At 64.5% G+C, this 25,484-nt stretch carries 23 protein-coding genes; 6 read left to right on the plus strand and 17 right to left on the minus strand.

Features of this window, described 5'->3' with window-relative positions:
- Positions 1–186 precede the first annotated feature (186 nt).
- On the plus strand, positions 187–966 hold the full coding sequence (locus SOM61_RS23100) for a PEP-CTERM sorting domain-containing protein (RefSeq protein ID WP_320476254.1): 780 nt from the start codon (positions 187–189) through the stop codon (positions 964–966).
- An 86-nt stretch (positions 967–1,052) separates the two neighbouring features.
- Here the strand turns inward: SOM61_RS23100 and SOM61_RS23105 are convergent, their stop codons facing one another.
- From SOM61_RS23105 to SOM61_RS23130, 6 genes are all read right to left on the minus strand, one after another.
- A complete protein-coding gene (locus tag SOM61_RS23105) occupies positions 1,053–2,087 on the minus strand; it encodes a septal ring lytic transglycosylase RlpA family protein (protein WP_320476255.1) in 1,035 nt (344 codons plus the stop codon).
- 20 nt (positions 2,088–2,107) lie between these two features.
- Positions 2,108–3,226, minus strand: a complete 1,119-nt coding sequence (gene rodA, locus SOM61_RS23110; RefSeq protein WP_320476256.1) for a rod shape-determining protein RodA — start codon at positions 3,224–3,226, stop codon at positions 2,108–2,110.
- A 3-nt stretch (positions 3,227–3,229) separates the two neighbouring features.
- Positions 3,230–5,215, minus strand: coding sequence for a penicillin-binding protein 2 (mrdA, locus tag SOM61_RS23115; RefSeq protein WP_320476257.1), 1,986 nt, complete (start codon positions 5,213–5,215; stop codon positions 3,230–3,232).
- Positions 5,216–5,231: 16 nt separating this feature from the next.
- Positions 5,232–5,750: a rod shape-determining protein MreD gene (gene mreD, locus SOM61_RS23120; RefSeq protein ID WP_320476258.1), complete on the minus strand. Its 519-nt coding sequence runs from the start codon at positions 5,748–5,750 to the stop codon at positions 5,232–5,234.
- A 6-nt stretch (positions 5,751–5,756) separates the two neighbouring features.
- The gene (gene mreC / locus SOM61_RS23125; protein ID WP_320476259.1) at positions 5,757–6,896 is read right to left on the minus strand and encodes a rod shape-determining protein MreC; all 1,140 of its coding nucleotides are present in this window, start codon (positions 6,894–6,896) and stop codon (positions 5,757–5,759) included.
- A gap of 100 nt (positions 6,897–6,996) precedes the next feature.
- The gene (locus SOM61_RS23130) at positions 6,997–8,040 is read right to left on the minus strand and encodes a rod shape-determining protein (RefSeq protein ID WP_005667820.1); all 1,044 of its coding nucleotides are present in this window, start codon (positions 8,038–8,040) and stop codon (positions 6,997–6,999) included.
- A gap of 314 nt (positions 8,041–8,354) precedes the next feature.
- Here SOM61_RS23130 and gatC point away from each other — a divergent pair, with 314 nt between their 5' ends.
- The 3 genes from gatC to gatB are packed head-to-tail and all read left to right on the plus strand — an operon-like array spanning position 8,355 to position 11,660.
- Positions 8,355–8,654, plus strand: a complete 300-nt coding sequence (gatC, locus tag SOM61_RS23135; RefSeq protein ID WP_320476260.1) for an Asp-tRNA(Asn)/Glu-tRNA(Gln) amidotransferase subunit GatC — start codon at positions 8,355–8,357, stop codon at positions 8,652–8,654.
- Positions 8,655–8,691: 37 nt separating this feature from the next.
- Positions 8,692–10,167, plus strand: a complete 1,476-nt coding sequence (gatA, locus tag SOM61_RS23140; RefSeq protein ID WP_320476261.1) for an Asp-tRNA(Asn)/Glu-tRNA(Gln) amidotransferase subunit GatA — start codon at positions 8,692–8,694, stop codon at positions 10,165–10,167.
- A gap of 32 nt (positions 10,168–10,199) precedes the next feature.
- Positions 10,200–11,660 (plus strand): Asp-tRNA(Asn)/Glu-tRNA(Gln) amidotransferase subunit GatB, encoded by a 1,461-nt coding sequence (gatB, locus tag SOM61_RS23145; RefSeq protein WP_320476262.1) that lies wholly within the window; start codon positions 10,200–10,202, stop codon positions 11,658–11,660.
- 505 nt (positions 11,661–12,165) lie between these two features.
- Here gatB and pyrE read toward each other — a convergent pair.
- Both pyrE and SOM61_RS23155 read right to left on the minus strand, forming a co-directional pair.
- Positions 12,166–12,828, minus strand: coding sequence for an orotate phosphoribosyltransferase (pyrE, locus tag SOM61_RS23150; RefSeq protein ID WP_320476263.1), 663 nt, complete (start codon positions 12,826–12,828; stop codon positions 12,166–12,168).
- Between the two features lie 33 nt (positions 12,829–12,861).
- Positions 12,862–14,820 (minus strand): hybrid sensor histidine kinase/response regulator, encoded by a 1,959-nt coding sequence (locus SOM61_RS23155; protein ID WP_320476264.1) that lies wholly within the window; start codon positions 14,818–14,820, stop codon positions 12,862–12,864.
- Positions 14,821–15,036: 216 nt separating this feature from the next.
- Between SOM61_RS23155 and SOM61_RS23160 the strand changes: the two genes are divergently transcribed.
- Positions 15,037–15,807 (plus strand): exodeoxyribonuclease III, encoded by a 771-nt coding sequence (locus SOM61_RS23160; RefSeq protein ID WP_123070756.1) that lies wholly within the window; start codon positions 15,037–15,039, stop codon positions 15,805–15,807.
- Here the strand turns inward: SOM61_RS23160 and SOM61_RS23165 are convergent.
- The 8 genes from SOM61_RS23165 to gshB form a co-directional block, all read right to left on the minus strand.
- Positions 15,804–16,745, minus strand: coding sequence for an RluA family pseudouridine synthase (locus SOM61_RS23165; protein WP_320476265.1), 942 nt, complete (start codon positions 16,743–16,745; stop codon positions 15,804–15,806). The two genes, SOM61_RS23160 and SOM61_RS23165, sit on opposite strands and share 4 nt — an antisense overlap.
- A gap of 7 nt (positions 16,746–16,752) precedes the next feature.
- Positions 16,753–17,637 carry a M48 family metallopeptidase gene (locus SOM61_RS23170; RefSeq protein ID WP_320476266.1) on the minus strand — a complete coding sequence of 295 codons (885 nt, stop codon included), beginning with the start codon at positions 17,635–17,637 and terminating at the stop codon, positions 16,753–16,755.
- A 138-nt stretch (positions 17,638–17,775) separates the two neighbouring features.
- The gene (metW, locus tag SOM61_RS23175) at positions 17,776–18,393 is read right to left on the minus strand and encodes a methionine biosynthesis protein MetW (protein ID WP_123070759.1); all 618 of its coding nucleotides are present in this window, start codon (positions 18,391–18,393) and stop codon (positions 17,776–17,778) included.
- A complete protein-coding gene (metX, locus tag SOM61_RS23180; RefSeq protein ID WP_320476267.1) occupies positions 18,390–19,526 on the minus strand; it encodes a homoserine O-succinyltransferase MetX in 1,137 nt (378 codons plus the stop codon). Before metX ends, metW begins: the two co-directional genes overlap by 4 nt.
- Positions 19,527–19,599: 73 nt before the next feature.
- Positions 19,600–21,369, minus strand: a complete 1,770-nt coding sequence (gene ptsP / locus SOM61_RS23185; RefSeq protein ID WP_320476268.1) for a phosphoenolpyruvate--protein phosphotransferase — start codon at positions 21,367–21,369, stop codon at positions 19,600–19,602.
- A 38-nt stretch (positions 21,370–21,407) separates the two neighbouring features.
- Positions 21,408–21,677: an HPr family phosphocarrier protein gene (locus SOM61_RS23190; protein WP_005667800.1), complete on the minus strand. Its 270-nt coding sequence runs from the start codon at positions 21,675–21,677 to the stop codon at positions 21,408–21,410.
- A gap of 69 nt (positions 21,678–21,746) precedes the next feature.
- Positions 21,747–22,148: a PTS sugar transporter subunit IIA gene (locus SOM61_RS23195; RefSeq protein ID WP_005667799.1), complete on the minus strand. Its 402-nt coding sequence runs from the start codon at positions 22,146–22,148 to the stop codon at positions 21,747–21,749.
- A gap of 4 nt (positions 22,149–22,152) precedes the next feature.
- Positions 22,153–23,097: a glutathione synthase gene (gene gshB, locus SOM61_RS23200; protein ID WP_320476269.1), complete on the minus strand. Its 945-nt coding sequence runs from the start codon at positions 23,095–23,097 to the stop codon at positions 22,153–22,155.
- Positions 23,098–23,268: 171 nt separating this feature from the next.
- On the opposite strand from gshB, the gene SOM61_RS23205 reads away from it, so the two are divergent.
- A complete protein-coding gene (locus tag SOM61_RS23205; protein WP_320476270.1) occupies positions 23,269–23,982 on the plus strand; it encodes a class I SAM-dependent methyltransferase in 714 nt (237 codons plus the stop codon).
- A gap of 74 nt (positions 23,983–24,056) precedes the next feature.
- On the opposite strand, the gene gshA is transcribed toward SOM61_RS23205, so the two are convergent.
- A complete protein-coding gene (gshA, locus tag SOM61_RS23210; RefSeq protein ID WP_123070764.1) occupies positions 24,057–25,358 on the minus strand; it encodes a glutamate--cysteine ligase in 1,302 nt (433 codons plus the stop codon).
- Positions 25,359–25,484: the final 126 nt, after the last annotated feature.

Here is a 25,484-nt window from a genome sequence, read left to right on the forward strand (position 1 = left end):
CGCACCTGTGGTGCGTTTTTTTTTCGGCAACTCGCCATCCGGCCACTCCCGCATAGATGTCGAATTTCTTTACATAAAAATTTCCCATAGAAAATAACTGTAATTAAAACAGACACTTATGTTTCTGGCACGCAATTTGCTCTAAGTCAAAGTGTGTTGTTAAAATTTAATTCCAAGGGGATCTCCATGAAACAGACCATCATCGCCGCACTGCTCGCCGTCACCTGCGCATTCTCGACCTCGGCCTCGGCCGAAACCATCAACCTGGACGGCTCGTTCGGCACCAACCTGTCGGGCAAGACCTACGATACCGTCTTCAAATCGAACCTCGAAGGCAAGTATGAATTGAACAGCCTGACGTTCTCGTTCGCCTTCCTCGACAACGGCGGCACCTTCAAGACGAGCGACCCGAAGCAGACCAGCTATCACGCTGGCAACTATAAGTGGTCGAACTCCCTCGGTGCCTACCTGCGCACGGTCGATGTCGGCCATACGATCACCAAGACCAGCAAACAAGAAACCGCACAACTGTCGTTCGGCGACCTGGTGCTCGGCAGCGGCGCGACCGAATACAACGAGAAGAGCGAAAACGGCGGTACGAAATCCCAGCGCGTCGTCGACGGCAAGGACTGCTTCCTGTTCTGGTGCGATTATTACAAGTCGGACGTGAAGACCAAAACCACCATCGTGACCCAGGATTACACGGGCGGCTTCTCGATCACCGGCACCATCAATGACCGGGACCTGATCAACCAGCTGTTCAACAACGGTGACCTGAGCCTGAGCCTGAAAGTCGTCGGCGACCTGCTGCTGACCGGCAGCAGCCTCGTGCTGGACTACACCAAGGTCGAAGATCCAGTCGAAGAGCCGGGCGAAGTGCCTGAGCCATCGAGCGTCCTGCTGGCAGGCGCCGGCCTGGCCGCGATCGGCTTCCTGCGCCGTCGCCGCAACGCCGCCCAGGCATAAGCGGTTCTTTTCCGCTTCAGGAAATGGCCGGTTCGCCGGCCATTTTCAATGGTGCTTGGATTTTCTGGATGGCAAAGCCGGCCGGATCAGCGCTGGACCACGATCGGCTTGAAGCCGAGGCTGGCCGGCAGCGCGCGCATGGCTTCCAGCGCTTCGGCGCGGCTGGCATAGGGGCCGCCATACAGGCGGTTCAGGGAACCCACCTTCACCACCTCCAGCTTGCCCAGCTCGACGCCGGCATTGGTGATCTTTTCGCCCATCGCCTCGGCGGTGCCGGCCCGGCCATAGGCGCCGAACTGGATGAAATAGCGGCCGGCGCCCGCAGGGACAGAAGCTGATGCCGGCTCGGAAGCAGCCGGCTCGGCCTGCCTCACCAGCGCCGCGCTGTCGGAATGGATACGATCTTCGAGCATCAGCGCCTCGATCTCGGGCGGCGCCGACTGCGCGATCGATGCGACTTCGCGGCGCACCGCCGCGATCTGCGCCGGCGGGACGATCGGATCGCCCGGGAACAGGCGCTCGATCTCGACTTCGTGACTACCCTTGCCCAGCAGGCCGAGCTTGAGCGCCGCCGTATACGAGACGTCGATGATGCGGCTGGCGTGGAAGGGACCGCGGTCGTTGATGCGCACCACCACCGAATTACCGGTATCGAGGCTGGTCACGCGCACATAGGACGGAATTGGCAGGGTCGGATGCGCGGCCGTCATCTTGTACATATCGTACAGTTCGCCGGACGCCGTGCGCTGGCCGTGGAACTTGACGCCATACCAGGTGCTGACGCCACGTGCGCTATACGGCACGTCATTTCCCAGCGGCGTATAGGTCCTGCCCAGCACCGTGTAGGGACGGCTGGTCCACTTGTTGAACGGCTCGGCCTTGACCACGGCGTCCGGCACGTCGAGCAGGCCGTCGGGGATGTTGTCGCCCGGGCCGTCGTCCTTGTAATAGCCGCCGCGGCCCGACCTGGCGGCCGGCAGCTGCGGCGCCTTGCCATGCTTGGCGCTTGGTTTATGTGGCCAGGGGAAAGGATTGAGCTTTTTGTGCTCTCCCGTGCTGCTGCACGCCGATACTAAAATGGCAACCGGTATGACCGCCAGGAAGCTTGTACGAACGCCCATTGGCTGTCCTTTATCAGAGTCTAAGTCTGTACCAGTTTACGATGTCTTTGAATACTCATCAATATGCCGGCGCCAAGGCCGAGCGTGATAAAGGCCGTACCGCCATAACTCATGAAGGGTAGCGGCACCCCCACGACAGGCAATATCCCTGAGACCATGCCCATATTGACGAAGGCATAAGTAAAGAAAATCATCGCAATCGAGCCGGCCAGCAGGCGGCCGAAGGTGTTCGGCGCATTGGCCGCGATCATCAGGCCGCGTCCGATCAGGAGCAGGTAAACGAACAGCAGGAACAGGTTGCCGATCAGGCCGAATTCCTCGGAATACACCGAGAACACGAAGTCGGTGGTGCGTTCCGGCACGAATTCCAGATAGCCCTGGGTTCCCTGCATATAGCCCTTGCCGGCCATGCCGCCGGAGCCGATCGCAATGATCGACTGGATGATGTGGAAGCCCTTGCCCAGCGGGTCGGAGGTCGGATCGATCAGGGTCATCACCCGCTGGCGCTGGTAGTCGTGCATCATCGACCAGCCGATCGGCAGGAAGGCCAGGACGCTCACCGTCACCGCGGCGATCGCCTTCCACGACAGGCCGGCCAGGAAGATCACGTACAGGCCCGACGATGCGACCAGCAGCGAGGTGCCGAGGTCGGGCTGCTCCATGATGAGGGCGACCGGGATCATCAGGATCACGGCGGCCACGATGTAGTGCCGCCAGCCGGCGACCTGGGCCCGGGTCTGGAAGTACCAGGCCAGCATCAGCGGCACGCCGATCTTCATGATCTCGGACGGCTGGATGTCGATGACGCCGATGTGCAGCCAGCGCTGCGCGCCCTTCTTGATCAGGCCGAACATCGCGACCGCGACCAGCAGGGCCACGCCGATCGCGTAAACCGGCACCGCCAGCCGCATCAGGTTTTGCGGCGCGATGTTCGCGGCCACCCACATCACCGCGAACGACAGCAGGAAGTTGCGGATCTGGTGCTCGACCCGGTCAGGGAAATCGGCGCCGGCCGACATCATGGTGACCATGCTGATCGTCACCAGCATCGCCAGGATCAGGGTCAGCGGCAGGTCGAACACCATGAAGTACGGGCGCAGGCGGCGGCGCAGCGAGCGCCGTTCTGGAATATGGGCCATGGCTTATTCGGTTCGGGTGGTGGCGGTGGGGGCCGCGGCGGCGACAATCGGGGCCGGGGCCGGGGCTGGCGCGGCGGCCGGCGCAGCCTTCTTGACGGTGACGGGACGAGCGCCTTCCTTCGGTTCCGGCGGTGGCGCCGGACGCTTGCCGAGAAGCGCGTAATCGAGCACCTTGCGTGCGATCGGCGCTGCCACGACACCGCCGAAGCCGGCATTCTCGACCACCATCGCCAGCGCGATGCGCGGCTGCTCGACCGGCGCGAAGGCGGTAAACAGCGCGTTGTCGCGATGGCGTTCGTCGATTGCATTGGCGTCGTACTTCTTGCCGCGCAGGCCGATCACCTGCGCGGTGCCGGTCTTGCCGGCCGAGGTGTACGCGGCGGTGGAGAAGGCGCGTTGTCCGGTGCCTTCGCGCATCACGCCGGCCATCGCATCCTTGATGAAGTCGAGGTGCTCCTGCTTCATCGCCAGGCGCCGGGTTTCCTTGGGCACCGTCAGGGTGCGCTCGCGGGTGATGCCGTCCTCGACCATCTTGACCAGGTGCGGCTTCATCACCACGCCGTCATTGGCCAGGATCGCGGTCGCATGCGCCAGCTGCAGCATGGTGTAGTGGTTGAAGCCCTGCCCGATCGAGATCGAGATGGTGTCGCCGCCCACCCATTTCTGGGCCGCGCGGTTGCGCTTGAAGCGCTCGGCCTTCCATTCCTTCGACGGCAGCACGCCGACTTTTTCATGATCGAGGTCGATCCCGGTCGGCTGGCCGAAACCGAATTCGCGCATGAACTTGGAGATGTTGTCGATCCCCATCTCGTTACCCAGCTGGTAGTAATAGGTGTCGCAGGAGTGGGCGATCGAGTGGTACATATTGACGATGCCGTGGCCGCCCGGCTTGTCGTCGTTGAAGCGGTGCCCGCCCAGCATGAAGAAACCGGGGTCGCGGATCGCGTCCTGAGGACGGCGGTAGCCCATCTCGAGCGCCGCCAGCGACATGAAGGGCTTGAAGGTCGAACCGGGCGGATAGGTGCCCGACAGCGGACGGTTCATCAGCGGCCGGTCGAGCGAGGTGTTCAACTCGTTCCAGCTCTGGTAGTCGATGCCGTCGACGAACAGGTTCGGATCGAAGCCGGGCCGCGAAACGTAGGCCAACACGTCGCCGGTCGACGGTTCGATCGCCACCAGCGCGCCGCGATGGTCGCCGAAGGCTTCCTCGGCGATCTTCTGCAGCTCGATGTCGATCGACAGGATCAGATTGCTGCCCGGGACCGGCGCCGTGCGCTTGAGCGTGCGGATCGCGCGGCCGCCGGCCGAGCGCTCCACCTGCTCGTAGCCCGTGACGCCGTGCAGTTGGCGCTCGTAGCGCTTCTCGACGCCTTCCTTGCCGATGTGGTCAGTGCCGTTGTAGTTGGCGGCGTCGTCGCCCTCTTCGATCGTGGCGGCTTCCTTGGCGTTGATGCGGCCGATGTAGCCGATCACGTGCGAGGCCACCTCGCCCATCGGATACTGGCGAAACAGGCGCGCCTGCACCTCGACGCCGGGAAAGCGGAAACGCTGGGCGGTAAAGCGCGCCACTTCGTCGTCGGTCAGGCGGGTGCGCAGCGGCACGCTGGCGAAGCTGCGCGACTCTTCGCGCAGGCGCTTGAAGCGGCGCCGGTCGCGCGCATCGATCGCCACCAGCTTGGCCAGCTCGTCGATCACCGATTCCATGTCGGCCTGCAGCTTCGACGGCGTTATCTCGAGCGTGTAGGCGGAATAGTTGCGCGCCAGGACCACACCATTGCGGTCCACGATCAGGCCCCGGTTGGGCACGATCGGCACCAGCGCGATGCGGTTGTCCTCGGCCTGCGCCGCGTACTGGTCGTGGTGCAGCACCTGCAGCCAGACCACGCGCGCGACCAGCAGGCCGAAGCAGATGAAGACGAGCGCCACCAGCGCCGTGAGGCGCATCCGGAACTGGTGGATCTCGCGGTCGCTGTCCTTGAACTCGGTCATTCTCGAAAAAACCTCGTCAGATCGGGCGGGTATGGTCGCGGTCGACGGCGCGCCGCTGCGGCGCCAGCAGCAGCCAGGTGATCACCGGCCACAGGAGCACCGCCACCACGCTCTCGACGAACGGCAGCAGGCCGGGGAAACGGCCGGAGACCGCCATGTGCACGACCAGCTGGATGGCCTGGGCCAGCAGCAGCAGCGGGAACACGTGCATGGCCTGGGTCAGCAGCGGGAACCACAGCACGCGGCGGTGGATCATGATGGCCAGGTAGGACAGCACGGTGTAGGCGAGCGCGTTCTCGCCCAGCAGGCTGGCGTCGTGCACGTCCATCAACAGGCCCATGCAGAAGGCGACGCCGATGCCGACCTTGCGCGGCTGGTGGATGCCCCAGAACACCAGCACCAGCGCGACGAAGTCGGGCGCCCCGACCCAGCGGCCCCAGGGCATCAGGTTGAGCATGAAGGCGCACACCAGGCTGAAGGCGATGAACAGCGGGCTGACGGGCAGCAGGATGTAATGCGGACGGCGACCGGGCATGGCGGCTTACTCCCTTCGGGCGGCCGGCGCAGGCGCGGTCGCGGTCGTTGCAGGTGGCGTGGCGGCAGGCGCCGCCGGACGTGGCGTGGGCTGGGTCCGGCCCTGGGCCTGGGCCGCGGATGGCGCGGCCGGCACAGTTGCCGCAGGCTGGTTGGCCGGCGCCGGTGCGCCGTTGGTAGGAGCAGGAACGGCGGCGGGCACGCCGGCCGCCGGCAGCGGCGTGGCCGGCAGCGGCAGCTGCGGCACCGGCGCCATCTTCGGCATATTGCGCCGGCTGCCCGTCTGCGGCGCCTCGGGCGCAGGGCGCGGCGGCAAGGCATTGTGCGACATGATCACCAGCACCTGGCGATTGCGGTCGATGCCGGCCAGCGGCTGGCCGACCACGCGGCCGAACGAGCCGGCAGCCTTCTCGACCTGGGTCACGCGCGCCACCGCCAGGCCGGCCGGGTACATCCCGTCCAGGCCCGAGGTCACCAGCACGTCGCCCACCTGGATGTCGGCGTCCTGGGCCACGAAGCGCAGGTCGAGCAGGCCCGTATTGCCGCGCCCATAGACGATGCTGCGCAAGCCGCTGCGCAGCACCTGCACCGGAATGGCCTGGTCCTTGTCGGTCAGCAGCGTGACTTCGGAGGTGAACGGGAACACGCGGGTGACCTGGCCGACCACGCCGGCGTGGTCGATCACCGGCAGACCGAGCGACACGTCGTCGCGCGAACCGCGGTTGATCACGATGCGGCGGGTGGACGGGTCGCGTGCGTCGTACAGGATCTCGGCCATCTGCGACTGCACCGGCAACTGCTGCTTGCCTTCCATCAGGCGCCGCAGATGCGCGTTCTCGGCCATCTGGAACTGGGCCTGCTGCAGCAACTGGGCGCGCGCCAGCTCCTGGTGCTTGAGGGCCTGCACTTCCTTCTGCAAGGTCGACAGCGACGAGAAATAATCGTCCATATTGGCCAGCGCCTCGCGTGGCATCAGGGCCGCCATCTGCATCGGATAGAGCACGGTGGCCGCGACCTGGCGCACACCGGACAGCAATCCCATGCGGGCGTCGACGAACAGCAATACGATGGCGATCAGTGCGCAGACCATCGCCTTGACTCGTGCTGGGGCGCCTTGTTTGAACAGCGGCGGAGGACTGTATTCCATGACGTCCGTTGGTGGTAACGCGGGCAATCAATACCAAGACGGGCAGATGCGCGCAGCTTGTGACCGCACGCCCTGCCCGCCCCGGTTGATCACGTGCGTCTTATTCGTACGAGAAGATCGAACCAAGCTTGTCCATGCGCTCGAGGGCCATGCCCGAGCCGCGCACCACGCAGGTGAGCGGATCTTCGGCGGCCAGCACCGGCAGGCCGGTTTCTTCCATCAAGAGGCGGTCGAGGTCGCGCAGCAGCGCGCCGCCACCGGTCAGCATCATGCCTTTTTCGGCGATGTCGGCGCCCAGTTCCGGCGGCGCCTGTTCCAGCGCGTTCTTCACGGCCGACACGATCTGGTTCAGCGGATCGGTGAGGGCTTCCAGGATCTCGTTGCTCGAAATGGTGAACGAGCGCGGGATGCCTTCGGACAGGTTGCGGCCCTTGACTTCCATTTCCTTGACTTCGGAACCCGGGAACGCCGAGCCGATCGCTTTCTTGATCGCTTCGGCGGTCTGTTCGCCGATCAGCATGCCGTAGTTGCGGCGGATGTAGTTGACGATGGCTTCGTCGAATTTGTCGCCGCCCACGCGCACCGAGCCTTTATAAACCATGCCGCCCAGCGAGATGATGCCCACTTCGGTGGTGCCGCCGCCGATGTCGACCACCATCGAACCGGTCGCTTCCGAGACCGGCAGGCCGGCGCCGATCGCGGCCGCCATCGGCTCTTCGATCAGGTAGACCTGCGAGGCGCCGGCGCCCAGCGCCGATTCGCGGATCGCGCGGCGCTCGACCTGGGTCGAGCCGCACGGCACGCAGATGATGATGCGCGGCGACGGACGGAAGAATTTCGAGTCGTGCACCATGCGGATGAACTGCTTGAGCATCTGCTCGGTGACGGTGAAGTCGGCGATCACGCCATCCTTCATCGGACGGATCGCTTCGATATTGCCGGGTACCTTGCCGAGCATCTGCTTGGCTTCCTTGCCGACTGCCTGGATGGTCTTCTTGCCGTTCGGGCCACCTTCCTGGCGGATCGCGACCACCGATGGCTCGTCCAGGACGATGCCCAGGCCGCGGACGTAGATCAGCGTGTTGGCGGTGCCGAGGTCGATCGCCAGGTCATTCGAGAAGTAGCTGCGTAAAAAACCAAACATGGGTGTCCTGATGCGCATCAATGTGCGCCTAAACATTGATCGGGGATTCTGTGCCGCACCTGCCAAGCAATGGGCACCGCGGACTTCGCATGCGCGGCGCCGGGCTTTCGGCACGACAACGCATTAGCCCGCCATTCTACCTTATAATTTGTCGTTTACATGCTGAATACAGGTGGTTTTCCCCACCGATTTGCAAGCGATTTGGACGGTGTTTGCAGGGTTTTATCGCCTTTAAGAAGCCGTTCGCTGACAACTTGCTAACATTCATTATTCGCCGAATCACTTTTTGCGCGCTGATGGCGTGCCATATAGCCATGTCCCTGACCCTTTCCGACGTAAAACGCATCGCCAATCTGGCCCAGCTCGACATGGACGAAGCCCATGCCGAGACCGCGCTGGCCGAGCTGAACGGCATCTTCGCGCTGGCCGAGCAGATGCAGGCGGTCGATACCACCGGCGTGGCGCCGCTGGCCCAGCCGCTGTCGGCCATCCTGGCCCTGCCGCTGCGCCTGCGCGACGATGTGGTGACCGAAGAGAACCGCCGCGAGGACTACCAGGCGCCGGCGCCGAAGGCGCAGGATGGCCTGTACCTGGTGCCGAAAGTCATCGAGTAAGTCCGCCTCACGAAATCGCTAAAGAATCGACACGCACATGCATAACAAGACCATCAAGGAGCTGTCCGCGCTCCTGCACTCGAAACAGGTGTCCGCGACCGAGCTGGCGCGCCACTACCTCGGCCGCATCAACGCGAGCGGGCATAACGCCTTCCTGCACGTGGACCACGAACTGACGCTGGCCCAGGCCGCGGCCGCCGACGACCGCCTGGCCCAGGGCACGGCCGGCCCGCTGACCGGCGTGCCGATCGCGCACAAGGACATTTTCGTCACCCGCGGCTGGCGCACCACGGCCGGCTCGAAGATGCTGGACGGTTACGTCAGCCCCTTCGACGCGACCGTCGTCGACCGCTTCAAGGCGGCCGGCATGGTCACCCTGGGCAAGGTCAACCTGGACGAATTCGCGATGGGTTCGGCCAACGAGAACTCGGCCTATGGCGCGGTGAAGAATCCGTGGGACGCCAGCGCCGTGCCGGGCGGTTCGTCGGGCGGCTCGGCCGCCGCGATCGCCGCGCGCCTGGCGCCGGCCGCCACCGCGACCGACACCGGCGGCTCGATCCGCCAGCCGGCCGCCTTCTGCGGCGTCACCGGCATCAAGCCGACCTATGGTCGCGTGTCGCGCTTCGGCATGATCGCCTTCGCCTCGTCGCTGGACCAGGGCGGCCCGATCGCCCAGACCGCCGAGGATTGCGCGCTGCTGCTCAACGAAATGATCGGCTTCGACGAACGCGATTCGACCAGCCTCACGGTCGAACAGGGCAATGCGCGCGAAGACTATACGCGCGACCTGAACAAACCTTTGGACGGCCTGCGCATCGGCGTGCCGTCGGAATACTTCGGCGAAGGCCTGGCTAGCGACGTCGAAGGCGCGGTGCGCGCTGCGCTCGAACAGTTCGTGAAACTGGGCGCGACGCTGGTCGACATCTCGCTGCCGAAGACGGCGCTGTCGATCCCGACCTATTACATCATCGCACCGGCGGAGGCCTCGTCGAACCTGTCGCGCTTCGACGGCGTGCGCTACGGCCACCGCGCGTCGGAGTACAAGGATTTGCAGGACATGTACCGCAAAACCCGCGCCGAAGGCTTCGGCAGCGAGGTCAAACGCCGCATCCTGGTCGGCACCTATGTGCTGTGCCACGGCTACTACGACGCCTATTACGTGCAGGCGCAAAAGATCCGGCGCCTGATCGCGGACGACTTCCAGGCCGCCTTGCTTGAGAAGTGCGACGTGATCATGGGACCGGTGGCGCCGACGGTGGCATGGGACCTGGGCTCCAAGGCCAATGACCCGGTGGCGAACTACCTGGCCGACATCTTCACGCTGTCGACCAGCCTGGCCGGCCTGCCCGGCATGTCGATCCCCTGCGGTTTCGGCGCCGGCGACAAGAACGGCAAGCGCCCGGTGGGCCTGCAAATCATCGGCAACTACTTCGCCGAGGCGAAGCTGCTGAACATCGCGCACCAGTACCAGCAGGCGACCGACTGGCACCAGCGTACGCCCGAAGGCGTGTGATCCGCGACGCTACTGAACAAAGAGAGAACACTATGCAATGGGAAGTCGTCATCGGTCTTGAGAATCACGTCCAGCTCACGACCCAATCGAAAATCTTCAGCGGCAGCTCGATCCGTTTCGGCGCCGAGCCGAACACGCAGGCCAGCCCGGTCGACCTGGCGCTGCCGGGCGTGCTGCCGGTGCTGAACCGCGGCGCGGTCGAGCGCGCGATCCGTTTCGGCCTGGCGGTTGGCGCGAAGATCGCGCCGCAGTCGGTCTTCGCGCGCAAGAATTATTTTTATCCCGACCTGCCGAAGGGTTACCAGATCAGCCAGTTCGAGGATCCGGTGGTCCAGGGCGGCACCGTCAGCTTCGCCTACGAGAAGGACGGCAAGCTCGAGACCAAGACCGTCAACCTGACCCGCGCCCACCTCGAGGAAGACGCCGGCAAATCGCTGCACGAGGACTATGCCGGCATGAGCGGCATCGACCTGAATCGCGCCGGCACGCCGCTGCTCGAGATCGTGTCCGAGCCCGAGATGCGCAGCGCGAACGAGGCCGTGGCATATGCCAAGGCCCTGCACTCGCTGGTGATGTGGCTGGGCGTCTGTGACGGCAATATGCAGGAGGGGTCGTTCCGCTGCGACGTCAACGTCTCGGTGCGTCCGGTCGGCCAGAAGGAATTCGGCACCCGCTGCGAGATCAAGAACCTGAACTCGTTCCGCTTCATGGAAGAGGCGATCCACTACGAAGTGCGGCGCCAGATCGAGCTGATCGAAGACGGCGGCAAGGTGATTCAGGCGACGCGCCTGTGGGATCCGGACCGCAAGGAGACGCGTTCGATGCGCACCAAGGAAGACGCGCAGGATTACCGCTACTTCCCCGACCCCGACCTGCCGCCGCTGGTGATCGGCCAGGACTGGATCGACCGCGTTCGTAGCGAAATGCCGGAGCTGCCGGGCGCCCTGCGCGCGCGCTTCACGGGCGAGTATGGCCTGCCGGAGTACGACAGCCTGGTCCTGACCTCGTCGAAGGCGATGGCTGGCTACTACGAAGCCGTGGTGGCGAAGGCCGGCAAGGAAAACGCCAAGGCGGCCGCCAACTGGATGATGGGCGACGTCTCGTCGACCCTGAACCGCGAAGGCGTGGACATCGGCGAGGCGCCGGTGAACGCGGCGCAACTGGCGCTGCTGCTCAAGCGCATCGCCGACGGCACGATCTCGAACAAGGCCGGCAAGGAAGTCTTCGCGGCGATGTGGGAAGCCAAGTCGACCGATGAAGCGCTGGCCGACACCGTGATCGACCAGAAAGGCCTGAAGCAGATCTCCGACACCGGCGCGCTGGAAGCGATCGTCGACGAAGTCCTGGCCGCCAACGCCAAGTCCGTCGAACAATACCGCGCCGGCAAAGAAGCCGCCATCAACGCCCTGATCGGCCAGGCGATGAAAGCCTCGAAAGGCAAGGCCAATCCAGCCCAGGTCACTGAACTGCTGAAACAAAAACTCGCCGGCTAATTCCCCCTTAGCCCATCGACAATGAGGGTCAGAGTCGACAATGAGGGTCAGAGTAGAATTGTTGAGCAATTTCCCAAAATTGCCGGTAATTCGACTCTGACCCTCATTGTTTTCAAGCGCAAGAAATTGCCCGAATCTCGCACTCTGTCCCCACTTATTGAGCTCATGCGAGAAATTGCTCAATAATTCGACTCTGACCCTCATTACTCAGACGGTTCGAATTTCTCTGGACTCAACGCTTTTTAGGCGTAGTCCTCAAGCGCTCAGACGACTCCCGCTTTTTGTATGAACAGGAAATTAAATCGAGTCCGCGGAGCAAATAAATAATTAGGGTCAGAGTCGAATTGTCTGGCAACTCTAGAGAATTGCTCAATAAATCGACTCTGACCCTAATTAATTTGCAAGACTTTCTGCAAATCCAAATTAGGGTCAGAGTCGAATTGTTTGACAACTTTGAGGAATTGCCCAATAAATCTACTCTGACCCTAATTGTTGGGTAATTGCTTTAGATGCCGTAGCGGGTGCGGTAGGCGGCGACGGCGTCTTTGTGCTGGGACAGGCTCGCGTCCTGGGTGTGGGTGTTGAGGTAGGTGAACAGGTCTTCGAGGTTGGCGATCGAGATCACGGGGATGTTGAATTCGCGCGAGACTTCTTGTACCGCGGACAGTTCGGATAATTCGTCGTCCTTGCCGGAGCGCTCCATGCGGTCCAGGGCAATCAGGACGGCGGCCGGTTCGGCGCCAGCGGCGCGGATCATCGTCACCGATTCGCGCACCGAGGTGCCGGCCGATATCACGTCGTCGATGATCACGACCTTGCCCTGCAGTTTCGCACCAACGATGGTGCCGCCCTCGCCGTGGTCCTTCGCTTCCTTGCGGTTGTAGGCGAACGAGGTGTCGCGGCCCTTCGCGGCCAGGGCCACGGCCGTGGCGCTGGCCAGGGTGATGCCCTTGTAGGCCGGGCCGAACAGCATGTCGAATTCGACGCCTGAGTCGAGCAGGGTCTGGGCGTAGAACTGGGACAGCTTGCCCAGCGTGGCGCCATCGTGGAACAGGCCGGCGTTGAAGAAGTACGGCGACAGGCGGCCGGCCTTGGTCGTGAATTGGCCGAACCTCAAGACCTCGGCCTCGACCGAAAAACCGATGAATTGCTGGCGCAAATCGCTCATTTACCTTCTCCCTGAATGTCGAAAACGGCTATTTTAATCCGTCGCGGCGTCGGCCGCGACCACCCGCGCCACCTCGTCCGGATTGACCGGCTTGACCAGGTGGCGCTCGAAGCCGGCAGCTTTGCTGCGCGCATGGTCGGCCGCCAGCCCGTAGCCGCTCAGCGCCACCAGGCGGCAGCCCTGCCCGCCAGGCAGCGCGCGGATGCGCGCGGCGAGCTGGTAGCCATCCAGCACCGGCAGGCCGATGTCGAGCAAGGCCACGTCTGGCCGGAAGCGATCGACTGCCGCCAGCGCGCCGACCGGGTCGTGGTACACCTCGACCGTATGGCCGTGCGCGCGCAACAGGCGGCCCAGCGTGTCGGCGCCGTCGGCATTATCGTCTACCAGCAGCACGCGCTGCATTGTCACGCCCGGCAGCGCCGCTGGCGCCGTTTCCGAGGGCGCCGGCATGAGGGCCGCGCTGCATAGCGGCAGGCGCACCACGAACTCGCTGCCCAGGCCACGTCCCTCGCTGTGCGCATGGACGCTGCCGCCATGCAGCTCGACGATATTCTTCACCAGCGCCAGCCCGATCCCGAGCCCGCCTTCGGCGCGGTCGATGCTGCGCTTGCCCTGGAAGAACAGCTCGAACACCTGTTCGCGCACCTCCGGCGCGAGGCCGATGCCGGTGTCGCGCACGCTGATCTCGACCGCGTCAAGACCGTCGCGCCGTACGCGCAGCCACAGCCGGCCACCCGGCTCGGTATAGCGCGCCGCATTGGTCAGCAGGTTCGACACCACCTGCGCCAGCCGCACCGGATCGCCTTCCCAGGCCAGGCCGGGCTCGATCTCGACCTGCAATCGATGGCGGCGCTGCTCGATCAGCAGGCTTGCCATCTCGACCGCCTTGTCGATCACCCGCGCCAGCTCGACCCGCTCGATCTTGAGCTCGATCTTGCCGCGCGTGACGCGCGAGACGTCGAGCAGGTCGTCCACCAGCCGCACCAGGTGGTCCACCTGGCGCTGGATGATCTCGCCCTCGCGGCCGTGGGCGCCATCGCCGCGCATGCGCATCAGCTGCAGCGCGGTGACGATCGGCGACAGCGGATTACGCAGCTCGTGGCCGAGCATGGCCAGGAACTCGTCCTTGGCCTGGCTGGCCGCGCCCAGGTCCACCAGCAGCTGCTCGCGCTCGCGGTGGGCGCGCTCGATCGCCTGGCGGCTGCGCACGTGTTCCGTCACCTCGACCGCGACCACGATCACGCCGTCCGGCCGGCCGTCGGCGCCGGCCAGCGGCTCCAGGCTGAACTTGAAATAGCGTTCTTCGATCCGGTCATGGGGATCGACGCCGCTCAGGGCCAGTTCTTCCGCGTGATACGGCTCGCCGGTGGCGAACACGCGCGCGATCCGCTCCGTCACGCCGCTGCCGGCCAGGCGCGGAAAAGCTTCACCGACGGTGCGGCCGACCAGATTGTCGCAGTCGAACAGCTCGAGATAGCGGCGATTGGCCAGGTGAAAACGCAGCTCGGGCCCCATCAGCAGGGCCGCCGCCACCGGCGCGTTCAGCAGCATCGCGTCGCGCTGGGCCAGCGCCACGTCGCGTTCGTGCCGCTCGGTCGCGTCGCGCGTGAAGCAGCGGGTGTAGCGCAGCTGGCCATTCTCGAAATGCCCGTTCGAGTGGATCAGCACGTGCTTGATCGAGCCGTCCTTGCAGCGCAGCCGCGCCGGCTGGTCGTACAGCGCCCCACCCGACAGCAGGGTGGTCAGGATGTAGTCGATCGTGGCCGGATCGGCGTGGAAGTCGGCAATGTGGCGGCCGACGTATTCGTCCCACGCATAGCCGAGCAGCTGCAATTCGGCGCGGTTGGCCCACAGGATGGTGCCGTCCGGGCCAACCCGGTGCAGGCCTTCGACGGCATTTTCCACGAAGTCGGCCAGCTCGGCGTTCGATGCGGCGTGCAGGCAGGCGCCGGAATCGACGATGCCCGCGAGTAGCGGTTTGTCAGTGTTCATGGACTTGGGAAGGTGGCAATCCAGCGTCAGGAATGGCGCGGCGTGCGATGGGGGAGAATGCCTAGTGTAACAGATCGTTGCCCCTCATCACGGCCGCTACTGCATATACGCAACAGTTCTCAGGCATGACGACCGGTTCAAAAACGCGCTACACTGTCCAGCTAGTTGCCGGATGTCTATTGAAGTCCGCTGATCCATGACAGTCTTACCATCACCATGCCACGAATTATTTCCGCGAACCTGAACGGCATCCGTTCCGCCCACAAGAAGGGCTTCTTCGAGTGGCTCGCCACGCAAGATGCCGACTATATCTGCGTCCAGGAGCTCAAGGCCCAGGAAGCCGACATGACCGAGGACTTCCTGCGCCCGCACGGCTACCACGGCCACTTCCACTACGCCGAGAAGAAGGGCTATTCGGGCACCGGCGTCTACAGCCGCACCGCCCCGGACAAGCACCGCATCGGTTTCGGCTGCGTCGAGTTCGATGCCGAGGGCCGCTATACGCGCTGCGACTTCGGCGACCTGACCGTGATCTCGCTGTATGCGCCGTCGGGCTCCTCGTCGCCCGAACGCCAGCTGGCCAAGTTCCGCTTCATGGAAGTCTTCCTGCCGCACCTGCAGGAGCTGCAGGCAGAGGGCCGCGAAATCGTGATCTGCGGCGACTGGAACATCGCCCACCAGGAGATCGACCTCAAGAACTGGAAGGGCAACCTGAAGAACTCGGGCTTCCTGCCCGAGGAGCGCGCCTGGATGACGCGCATCTTCGACGAACTGGGCCTGGTCGACGTGCACCGTGGCCTGGACCCGCGTCCCGAGCAATACACCTGGTGGAGCAACCGCGGCCAGGCCTATGCCAAGAACGTGGGCTGGCGCATCGACTACCACGTCGCCACGCCGGGCATCGCCAAGTGCGCCAAGACCGTGTCGGTCTACAAGGACGTCAAGTTCTCCGACCACGCGCCGCTGATCATCGATTACGAACGCTAGTCGGGCCAGTCCAGGCTGAACTGGCTGTCGAAGCTGCGCGGCTGGCCGCTCAAGGGATCGTCGAAGGCGATCGAGCGCGCCAGCAGCTGCAGCGGCGATCGAAAATCGTCGCCCTTGCACGGCAGCGCCACCGGATAGAAGGCGTCGTTCACGATCGGCGCGCCGAGCCGCGACAGGTGCAGCCGCAGCTGATGCTTGCGGCCCGTGTGCGGATGCAGGCGATAACGCGCCAGGCCTCCTCGCTGCTCGATTACCTCGATCAGCGTCTCCGAATTCGGCTCGCCCTCCACTTCTTCGCTGACGAAGAACTGCTCCGCATCCTGCATGCGGCTGCGGTAGGTAAAGGGAAACTCGCGTCCCGGCATCGTCGGCGCCAGCGCCTCGTAGGTCTTCTTCACCACCCGCTTCTGGAACATCGACTGGTAGGCCCCGCGTGAATCAGGATTGTGCGAGAAGATCACCACGCCCGCCGTCTCGCGGTCGAGCCGGTGGATCGGCACCAGGTGCGGCAGATCGTGCGCGCGCTTGAGGCGCACCAGCAGCGTCTCTTTCAGAAAGCGCCCGGTCGGGATGGTCGGCAGGAAGTGCGGCTTGTCGGCCACCAGGATGTGCGCGTCCTGGAACAGCACTTTTTCATGGAACGGAATCGGCGTCTCGGCCTGTTCCAGCTCGCGGTAATACCAGATGCGCATGCCTTGGCGCACCTGGCTGTCGGGGCCCAGGGCAGCGCCTTTGGCATCGACGATCTCGCCGCGCGCCAGGCGCGCGGCCCAGGCCTCGCGGCTCACGTCCGGAAACCGCTCGCACAGGAAGCGCAGCATGCCCCCGGCGAGGGTCTCGGTCAGCCATAGGTAGCTGGGCGAGACGCCGTCGCGGACCGGCAGCGGCACATGGGCATTGGCTTCGGCCTGCCGGCCCTTGACGACGACACGACCCATCAAACCATCATTTCAGTGCGGCGCTCTGGTAAGCCGGCAGCTTGGCGACGCTGGTGTTCTTGGCGCGCGCATACAGCGGCAGCAGCACGTTCATGTGCGCTTCCATGTCCTTGATGCGGGTCTCGCCGCCCGGGTGGGTCGAGAAGATCTCGAGCGGCGCGCTCTGGTTCAGCGCCGCCATCTTGCGCCACAGCGCGATGCCGGCGCGCGGGTCGTAGCCGGCGCGCGACGAGATGTCCAGGCCCACCAGGTCGGCCTCGCGCTCTTCGTCGCGCGAGAACTTCAGCACCAGGAACTGGCCGGCATAATTGGCGGCGGCGCCCGTCAGGTTGGGGTCGACCCCGAAGATCCCCGACAGCAGCGCGCCGCCGACGCGGGCGCCCAGCGCGGTGACATTGGTCTTGGCCAGGCGCTCGCGCCCGTGTTCACGCAGCGCGTGCGCGATCTCGTGGCCCATCACGGCCGCCACTTCGTCGTCGTTCAGGTTCAGCTGCTCGATGATGCCGGTATAGAAGCCGATGCGCCCGCCCGGCATGCAGAAGGCGTTCACCTGGTCGGACTTGAACAGGTTGACCTGCCATTCCCACTTGCTCGCGGCCGGATTCCAGCGCGTGGTCTGCGGGATGATGCGCTGGGCGATCGTGCGCAGGCGCTTGAGCTGGGGGTCGCCTTCCGGCGCCAGCACGCCCTTCTGCTTGGCCTCGCCCACCATTTCGGTGTACTGCTGGCGTGCGGCCTCGTTGACCTGTTCTTCCGGGGCCAGCACGCGCATGCGCGACAGCGGCTTGACCGCGATACCGTCCTGGACTACCTGCTTGCCATCCTGGGCAAGCCCCAGGCCGGTGGCGCTCATCAGGGTAAGGCAAAGGGCAAGGCGTTTCAGTTTTATCATCTCGTCACCGACAGGCTGTTGTTAGCAGCGCTATCCTCTCAGCAATTATTCAAAATGGGCAACACGCCCGCGCAGGATTGCCGTGGATCATGGAGCATTTATGGCCCCCGCTCAAGCCGCGAACGCACATAAGCGTCATTACAGTGCTGGCGTCGCTTTCTTGCGCAGGCGGAATACCGCGAGGCTGCCGCGCAGATTCGGCAAGAATTTAATGACCTCGCCATCGGCCAGCGCCACACACTCCAGCACTTCGAGGCCACACGACACCGCCAGTTCCTGGAAGTCGTAGATCGTGGCATACCGCACATTGGGCGTGTCATACCATTTATAGGGCAGCGAACGCGACATCGGCATGCGGCCCTTGAGCAGCGCCAGCCGGTGCGGCCAGTGGGCGAAGTTGGGGAAGGAGACGATCGCCTCGCTGCCCACCCGTACGATGTCGCGCAGCAGCGCCTCGACGTGCTGCATCATCTGCAGCGAATTCAGGCACAGCACGGTGTCGAAGGTATTGTCGCCGAAAAGGCCGAGGCCTTTTTCCATGTCGTGCTGGATCACATTGATGCCGCGCGCGGTGCTTTCCAACACCTTGTCGTCGGCGATCTCGATGCCGTAGCCGCTGCAGCGCTTGCCCGATTCCAGGTAGCGCAGCATGGCGCCGTCACCGCAGCCGACGTCCAACACGTGGGCGCCCTCGCCCACCCAGTGCGCGATGAAGGCCAGGTCGGGCCGCAAGGTATTCAGGTCGTCGAAGTTCATGCGACCTCCTGCGCGATGCGGTTGTAGTAGGCGCGCACCACGTTCATATAGCGCGCGTCTTCCAGCAGGAAGGCGTCGTGGCCGTGCGGCGCGTCGATCTCGGCATAGCTCACGCGGCGCCGGTTGCTGATCAGGGCTTCGACGATCTCGCGGCTGCGCTCGGGCGAGAAGCGCCAGTCGGTGCTGAACGAGGCGACCAGGAACTGGGCGCGGGTTCCGGCCAGCGCCTTCGTCAGGTCGCCGCCATGCTCGCGCGCCGGGTCGAAGTAATCGAGCGCCTTGGTGATCAACAAATAGGTGTTGGCGTCGAAGTATTCCGAAAACTTGTCGCCCTGGTAGCGCAGATAGGATTCGATCTCGAAGTCGATGCCGAAGTCGAAGTTGTAGTCATTGGTCTCGGCCGCGTTGCGCAGCTTGCGCCCGAATTTCTCCGCCATGTCGTCGTTCGACAGATACGTGATGTGGCCGACCATGCGCGCCACCTTGAGGCCGTTCTTCGGCACCACATCGTGTTCGTAGAAGTCGCCGCCGCGGTAGTCCGGGTCGGTCAAAATCGCCTGGCGTGCGACGTCGTTGAAGGCGATGTTCTGGGCCGACAGCTTGGGCGTCGAGGCGATCACGATGCAGTGGCGCAGGCGGTCCGGGTACATGATGGCCCACGACAGCGCCTGCATGCCGCCCAGCGAACCGCCCATCACGGCGGCGAATTGCTCGATGCCGAGGCGGTCGGCCAGGCGCGCCTGGGCCGCCACCCAGTCTTCCACCGTCACCAGGGGGAAGGCGGCGCCATACGGCTTGCCGGTGGCGGGGTTCACATGCATCGGGCCGGTCGAGCCGAAGCAGGAGCCGAGGTTGTTGATGCCGATGACGAAGAAGCGGTCGGTGTCGACCGGTTTGCCCGGTCCCACCATATTGTCCCACCAGCCCGCGCTCTTGGGCGTGGCGTAGTGGCCGGCCACGTGGTGCGAGGCGTTGAGCGCGTGGCAGATCAGCACCGCGTTCGACTTGTCGGCGTTGAGCGTGCCATAGGTTTCATACATCAGCGTGTAGTCGCCGAGCTGGGCGCCGCTCTGCAGCAGCAAGGGCTCGGCGAAATGCATCGCCTGCGGTGTGACTAGTCCAAGAGATCCCATGGAGGTATTCAAAAGTGTTGGGTGGTGCGGTGGTGTTACTTGCGACGGCCGGGGCCTGGCCGTCGCCAAACTATCAGAGGGCTTGCAGCTGCTCGACCGCGCTGGCGATCTCGCCCGGCTCCATCGCGCGCAGGATGCGCCGGGTACGGGTGGTGACCACGCCCAGGTCGGTATTCAAAATTTCTTGTTTCACCGCCAGCAGCTGCGCCGGATGCATCGAGAATTCGCGCAAGCCCATGCCCAGCAACAGGCGGGTGAGCTTGACGTCGCCCGCCATCTCGCCGCACACCGCCACGTCCAGGCCGGCCTTGTGGCCGGTGGCGATGGTCGAGGCGATCAGCTGCAATACGGCCGGGTGCAGCGGATTATACAGGTGCGCCACTTCGTAATCGACCCGGTCGATCGCCAGCAGATACTGGATGAGGTCATTGGTGCCGATCGACAGGAAATCCATGCGCCGCACGAACAGCGGCAGCGCCAGCGCCGCGGCCGGGATCTCGATCATGGCGCCGACCTCGATGCCCTCGTCGTACTTGATGTTCTCGGCGCGCAGCTGGGCCTTGGCCTGCTCGATCATGTTCAGCGTCTGGTCGATCTCGAAGGCATGCGCCAGCATCGGGATCAGAATTCTCACCTTGCCGAAGGCGGATGCGCGCAGGATGGCCCGCAACTGGGTCAGGAACAGCTGCGGCTCGGCCAGGCAGTAGCGAATCGCGCGCAGGCCCAGCGCCGGGTTGAGCGCGGTCTGGTCGGTCTGGTCGAGCGGCTTGTCGGCGCCGACGTCGAGCGTGCGGATCGTCACCGGACGGCCCTTCATCGCCAGCACCGCCTTGCGGTACTGCTCGAACTGCTCGTCTTCGCCGGGAATCCTGAGGCCCTCGGCGCCGCGGCCCATGAACAGGAATTCGGAGCGGAACAGGCCGACGCCATGGGCGCCTGCCTCGAGCGCGGCCGGGCAATCGTCGGGCAGCTCGATATTGGCCAGCAGCGTGATGGCGGTGCCGTCCTGGGTGACGGCCGGCGTCTTCTTGAGCTTGAGCAGGCGTTTTCTCGCCTTGGCCAGCGCCGCCTGGCGCTCGCGGTACTGCTCCAGCACCAGCTGGCTCGGATTGCAGATCACCACGCCGGCGTCGCCGTCGACGATCACCCAGTCATCTTGCTCGACCAGGCGCGAGGCCTGGTCCATGCCCACCACGGCCGGGATGTCGAGGCTGCGCGCGACGATCGCGGTATGCGAGTTCTGGCCGCCGACGTCGGTGACGAAGCCGATGAAGGTGCGCGGCCCGCCGTCGCGGTCGCGGAAGGCCAGCATGTCGGCCGGCGAGATGTCGTGGGCCACCACGATCATCTGCGGCGGCGGCTGGTCTTCGTCGAGCACGATCGGCGGCACGTTCAGCGCGGTGCCGGTCAGGACTTTCAATACCCGCTCGGCCACCTGCTGGATGTCGTACTTGCGTTCGCGCAGGTATTCGTCTTCGATCTCGTCGAACTGGGCCGACAGGTCGTCGATCTGGGTCACCAGCGCCCATTCGGCGTTGTAGTGGCGCGCGCGGATGATGTCGAGCGGCGCTTCCGACACCATCGGATCGGACAGGATCAGCGCGTGGACGTCGATGAAGGCGCCCAGCTCGGTGGGGGCGTCCTTGGGCAGGTCGGTCCACAGTTCCTGCAGGTTGCGGTGCACGGCGGCGATCGCGTCCTGCAGGCGGCGCACTTCGTTTTCTACCTGGTCGTCGGCGACCAGGTAGTGCTTGACGTCGAGCGCGGCCGGGGTGAGCAAATGGGCGCGGCCGATCGCGATCCCGCGCGAGACCGGTATGCCATGGAGAAGGAAGGAGGCCATGCTGACGTCTCCTGAACGAGATGCCGCTTCACGCGGCATTACTCGCCTTCGCCGAACTTGTCGTTGACCAGGGCGGACAGGGCCGCGACCGCGGCTTCCTCGTCCTTGCCGTCGGCTTCCAGGGTCACCTTGGCGCCCTTGCCGGCGGCCAGCATCATGACGCCCATGATCGACTTGGCGTTGATGCGGCGACCGTTGCGGGTCAGCCAGACGTCGCTCTGGTACTTGGCGGCCAGCTGCGTGAACTTGGCGGATGCGCGGGCATGCAGGCCCAGCTTGTTGATGATCTCGAGTTCTTGTTGAATCATATTCGCTTTATCGTTGTACTTGTCGAATCGCGCCCCCCGGCGCCTGCACCGCTACCGCTATGGCAATCCCTACCCTACCCTGATCCGGTTATCCACCCGCACCGCGCCATTCTGGGCGCCCGCCAGCGCCATCTCGACCACCACGTCGAGCGTGTCGCGCCGGTACGTGATCGCGCGCAGCAGCATCGGCAGGCTGATGCCGGCGATGACTTCCACATGGCCGGCGTCGGCCAGCGAGTTGCAGCAGTTGGACGGCGTGCCGCCCTTGACGTCGGTGATCACCAGCACACCGTCGCCTTCATCGAGGCGCGCGATCGCCTCTCGCGCGAGGCCATTGACCTCGCCGATATCCTGGTCGGCGGCCACGTCGATCGCCTCGAAGCGCTCGGTCGGACCGCGGAACACGTGCGCCACTGCCGCGATGAATGCCTGGCCCAGCGGCGCGTGGGTCAGGAGCAGGATGCCTACCATGATGTTATTTGTTTACCTTTTGTTCAACCGCGTCGATGAACATCGCGGCCACGTCGAAGCCGGTCTGGTCGCAGATTTCCTGGAAACAGGTCGGGCTGGTCACGTTGACTTCGGTGAGGAAGTCGCCGATCACGTCTAATCCTACCAGCAACAGGCCGCGCTCGGCCAGCACCGGGCCCAGGGCCTCGGCGATCTCGCGCTCGCGCGGGCTGATCGGCTGGGCCACGCCCAGGCCGCCGGCGGCCAGGTTGCCGCGCACTTCGCCGCCTTGCGGGATGCGCGCCAGCACGAAAGGCACCGGCTTGCCACCGATGACCAGCACCCGCTTGTCGCCCTTCTCGATGGCCGGAATGAACTTCTGGGCCATGATGGTGTTGCGGCCGTTGTCGGTGAGGGTCTCGATGATCGCCCCCAGGTTCAGGCCATCGCTTTTCACGCGGAAGATGCCGGCGCCGCCCATGCCGTCCAGCGGCTTGAAGATCACGTCGGTGTGCTTGGCGTGGAAGGCGCGCAGGCGCGCCGCGTCGGACGTGACCAGGGTCGGCGAGGTGTGTTCGCTGAACTGGCCGATTGCCATCTTCTCGTTGTGGTCGCGGATCGCGCGCGGGCTGTTGATCACGCACGCGCCCTGGCGCTCGGCCAGTTCCAGCAGATAGGTGCCGTAGACATATTCCATGTCGAACGGCGGATCCTTGCGCTCGAGGATGGCGTCGAATTCGCCCAGGTTCACATCGACAGCCGGGTCGGCGCGGTACCACGCGTCGGCGTCGCCGGTGAGGTGGATCTGCGCCACGCGCGCGCTGACGACGCCTTCTTCGAGCACCATATCGCGCTGCTCGAAGTGGTAGATGGCATGGCCGCGCCGCGCCGCCTCGCGCATCATGGCGAAGGTCGAATCCTTGTAGATCTTGAATCCGGACAGAGGGTCGGCGAGAAAGGCGATTTTCATGGGACGTCCATTCGAAGTAATGCCTGATTTTAGCCCGAATTGTAGAAACTCGCGGACCGGGCCCTCATCCACTCACACCCGGAAATACAACTGCAGCAATTTGTGATGTATCACGCAACGTGACTGAGGCAGCTCAATCGTGTCAATACAATCGCGCGAGAACATGAGGGCATGGATACCCAACCAAGCCAACAGGCCGAGCAGGAGCGCATCGAAGACGTCTACCGCAACTGGCATGGCGGGGCGGCGCTGGCGCGCTATGCCTGGCACCGGCCCGAGATCCTGCAGCAGGTGGCGGCGCGCGCGCGCGGCTTCGCCGACCTGCTGTCCTGCACGGTCGGCCCGGATCTGTCGAGCGTGCAGGTGCTGGACGTCGGCTGCGGCAGCGGCGGCTTCCTGCGCCAGATGATCGACTGGGGCGCCTCGCCGGCCAATCTCACCGGCACCGAACTGCAAAAAGACCGGCTCGCCCATGCGCGCCGATGTACGGCGCACGGCGTGCGCTGGCACCTGGGCACGCTCGACGCGCTGCCACAGGCGAGCTTCGACCTGGTCACGGCGCTAACGGTATTTTCCTCGGTGCTCGATCCGGCCCTGCGGCGCGACCTGGCCGCCCAGATGTGGCGCGCGCTGCGCCCGGGAGGCTGGTGCCTGGTGTTCGATTTTCGCTACGACAACCCGCGCAACCGCAATGTGCGCAAGGTCACCCGGGGCGAGCTGCAGGAATGGTGGGCTGGGAGCGGGCAGCGCTACCGCAGCCTGGTGCTGGCGCCGCCGATCCACCGCCTGCTGGCCGTTGCGCCGTATATGGTGTCCGAATTGCTGACGGCGCTGGCGCCGGTGCTGCGTTCGCACTTCATGTACGTGGTGCGCAAGGAGGCGTAGGGGTGGACGGCAGAGCCGTCCACCCTACAGACGCAATGCGGCAGTGCGCGCTTCGGTTGAACGCGCCGATTCGCTTAATAGACTTCCGGATTCGGATCCGTGCGTTCCATTTCCAGCGACGCCGCCAGCATGCCCAGCCGCGCCACCACGCCATACACATAGAAGCGGTTTGGCGCCGCCGTGCCCGGCTTGGCCTTCAGGTCCGGCACCGCATGCTGCTGGGCGAAGGCCAGCGGCACGTATTGCGAGCCCGGCGAATTCAGGTTCTGGTCAATGCCGCGCTCGGCGTGTACGCGGTAGAAGCCGCCCACCACGTAGCGGTCGATCATGTACACCACCGGTTCGGCCACGGCGTCGTCGATCGATTCGAAAGTCGGCACGCCTTCCTGGATGATCAGGTCGGTCACCGCCACGCCATCCTTGATCACCGACATGCGCGCGCGCTGGGCCGGGGTCAGGTCGCGCACTTCGCTCGCATCCTTGATCGTCATCACGCCCATGCCGTAGGTGCCGGCGTCGGGCTTCAGGATCACGAAGGGCTTGCGCTCCTTCATGCCGTATTCCTTGTATTTCTTCTTGATCTTCGAGAACAGCGCCGAGACGTTGTCGGCCAGCTCCTCGGTGCCGACGTTCTCGCGCAGGTCGACTTCGCCGCACTTGCTGTGCAGCGGATTGACCAGCCACGGATCGATGTCGATCAGCTTGCCGAACTTCTTGGCCACCTCGTCGAATGCCTTCAGGTGGTTGCTCTTGCGGCGCAGCGCCCAGCCGGCATGCAGCGGTGGCAGCAGCGACTGCTCGTGCACGTTCTCGAGGATGGCCGGGATCCCTGCCGACAGATCGTTGTTGAGCAGGATGGTGCAGGGGTCGAAATCGGCCAGGCCGACGCGGCGCCCGTTGGCCGAGCGCACCAGCGGCTCGACCACCAGCATATTGCCGTCAGGCAGGGCCAGCGGGGTCGGTTCGGTGACGTCCGGCGAGAACGACCCCAGGCGCACGTGCAGGCCGGTCTGGCGGAAGATCTGCATCAGGCGCGCCACGTTCTGCAGGTACATCGGGTTGCGCGTATGCGTCTCGGGCACCAGGATCAGGTTGCGCGCATCCGGGCAATACTTGTCGATCGCAGCCATGGCGGCCTGCACCGTCAGCGGCAGCATCTCGGTCGGCAGGTTGTTGAAGCCACCCGGGAACAGGTTGGTGTCGACCGGCGCCAGCTTGTAACCGGCATTGCGAAGGTCGACCGAGCAATAGAACGGCGGCGTGTGCTCCTGCCACTCGAGCCGGAACCAGCGCTCGATGGCGGGGGTGGCTTCGAGGATTTTCTTTTCCAGGTCGAGCAAAGGACCGGTCTGGGCGGTGGCGAGGTGCGGAACCATGTATGTGGCTTTCCCTGTTATGCGCGACTTCTTGCGCCGTTTGTTATTTGTTAAGTTGGATCTGTCATATGGGGTGCACCTGCCCTTTTTAAAGAGGTGTTGCCAAAGAAGCAAAAACGTCTTTTT

Source organism: Massilia sp. CFBP9012, from assembly GCF_034045115.1.
In the GTDB taxonomy this organism is placed as follows: Bacteria; Pseudomonadota; Gammaproteobacteria; order Burkholderiales; family Burkholderiaceae_D; genus Telluria.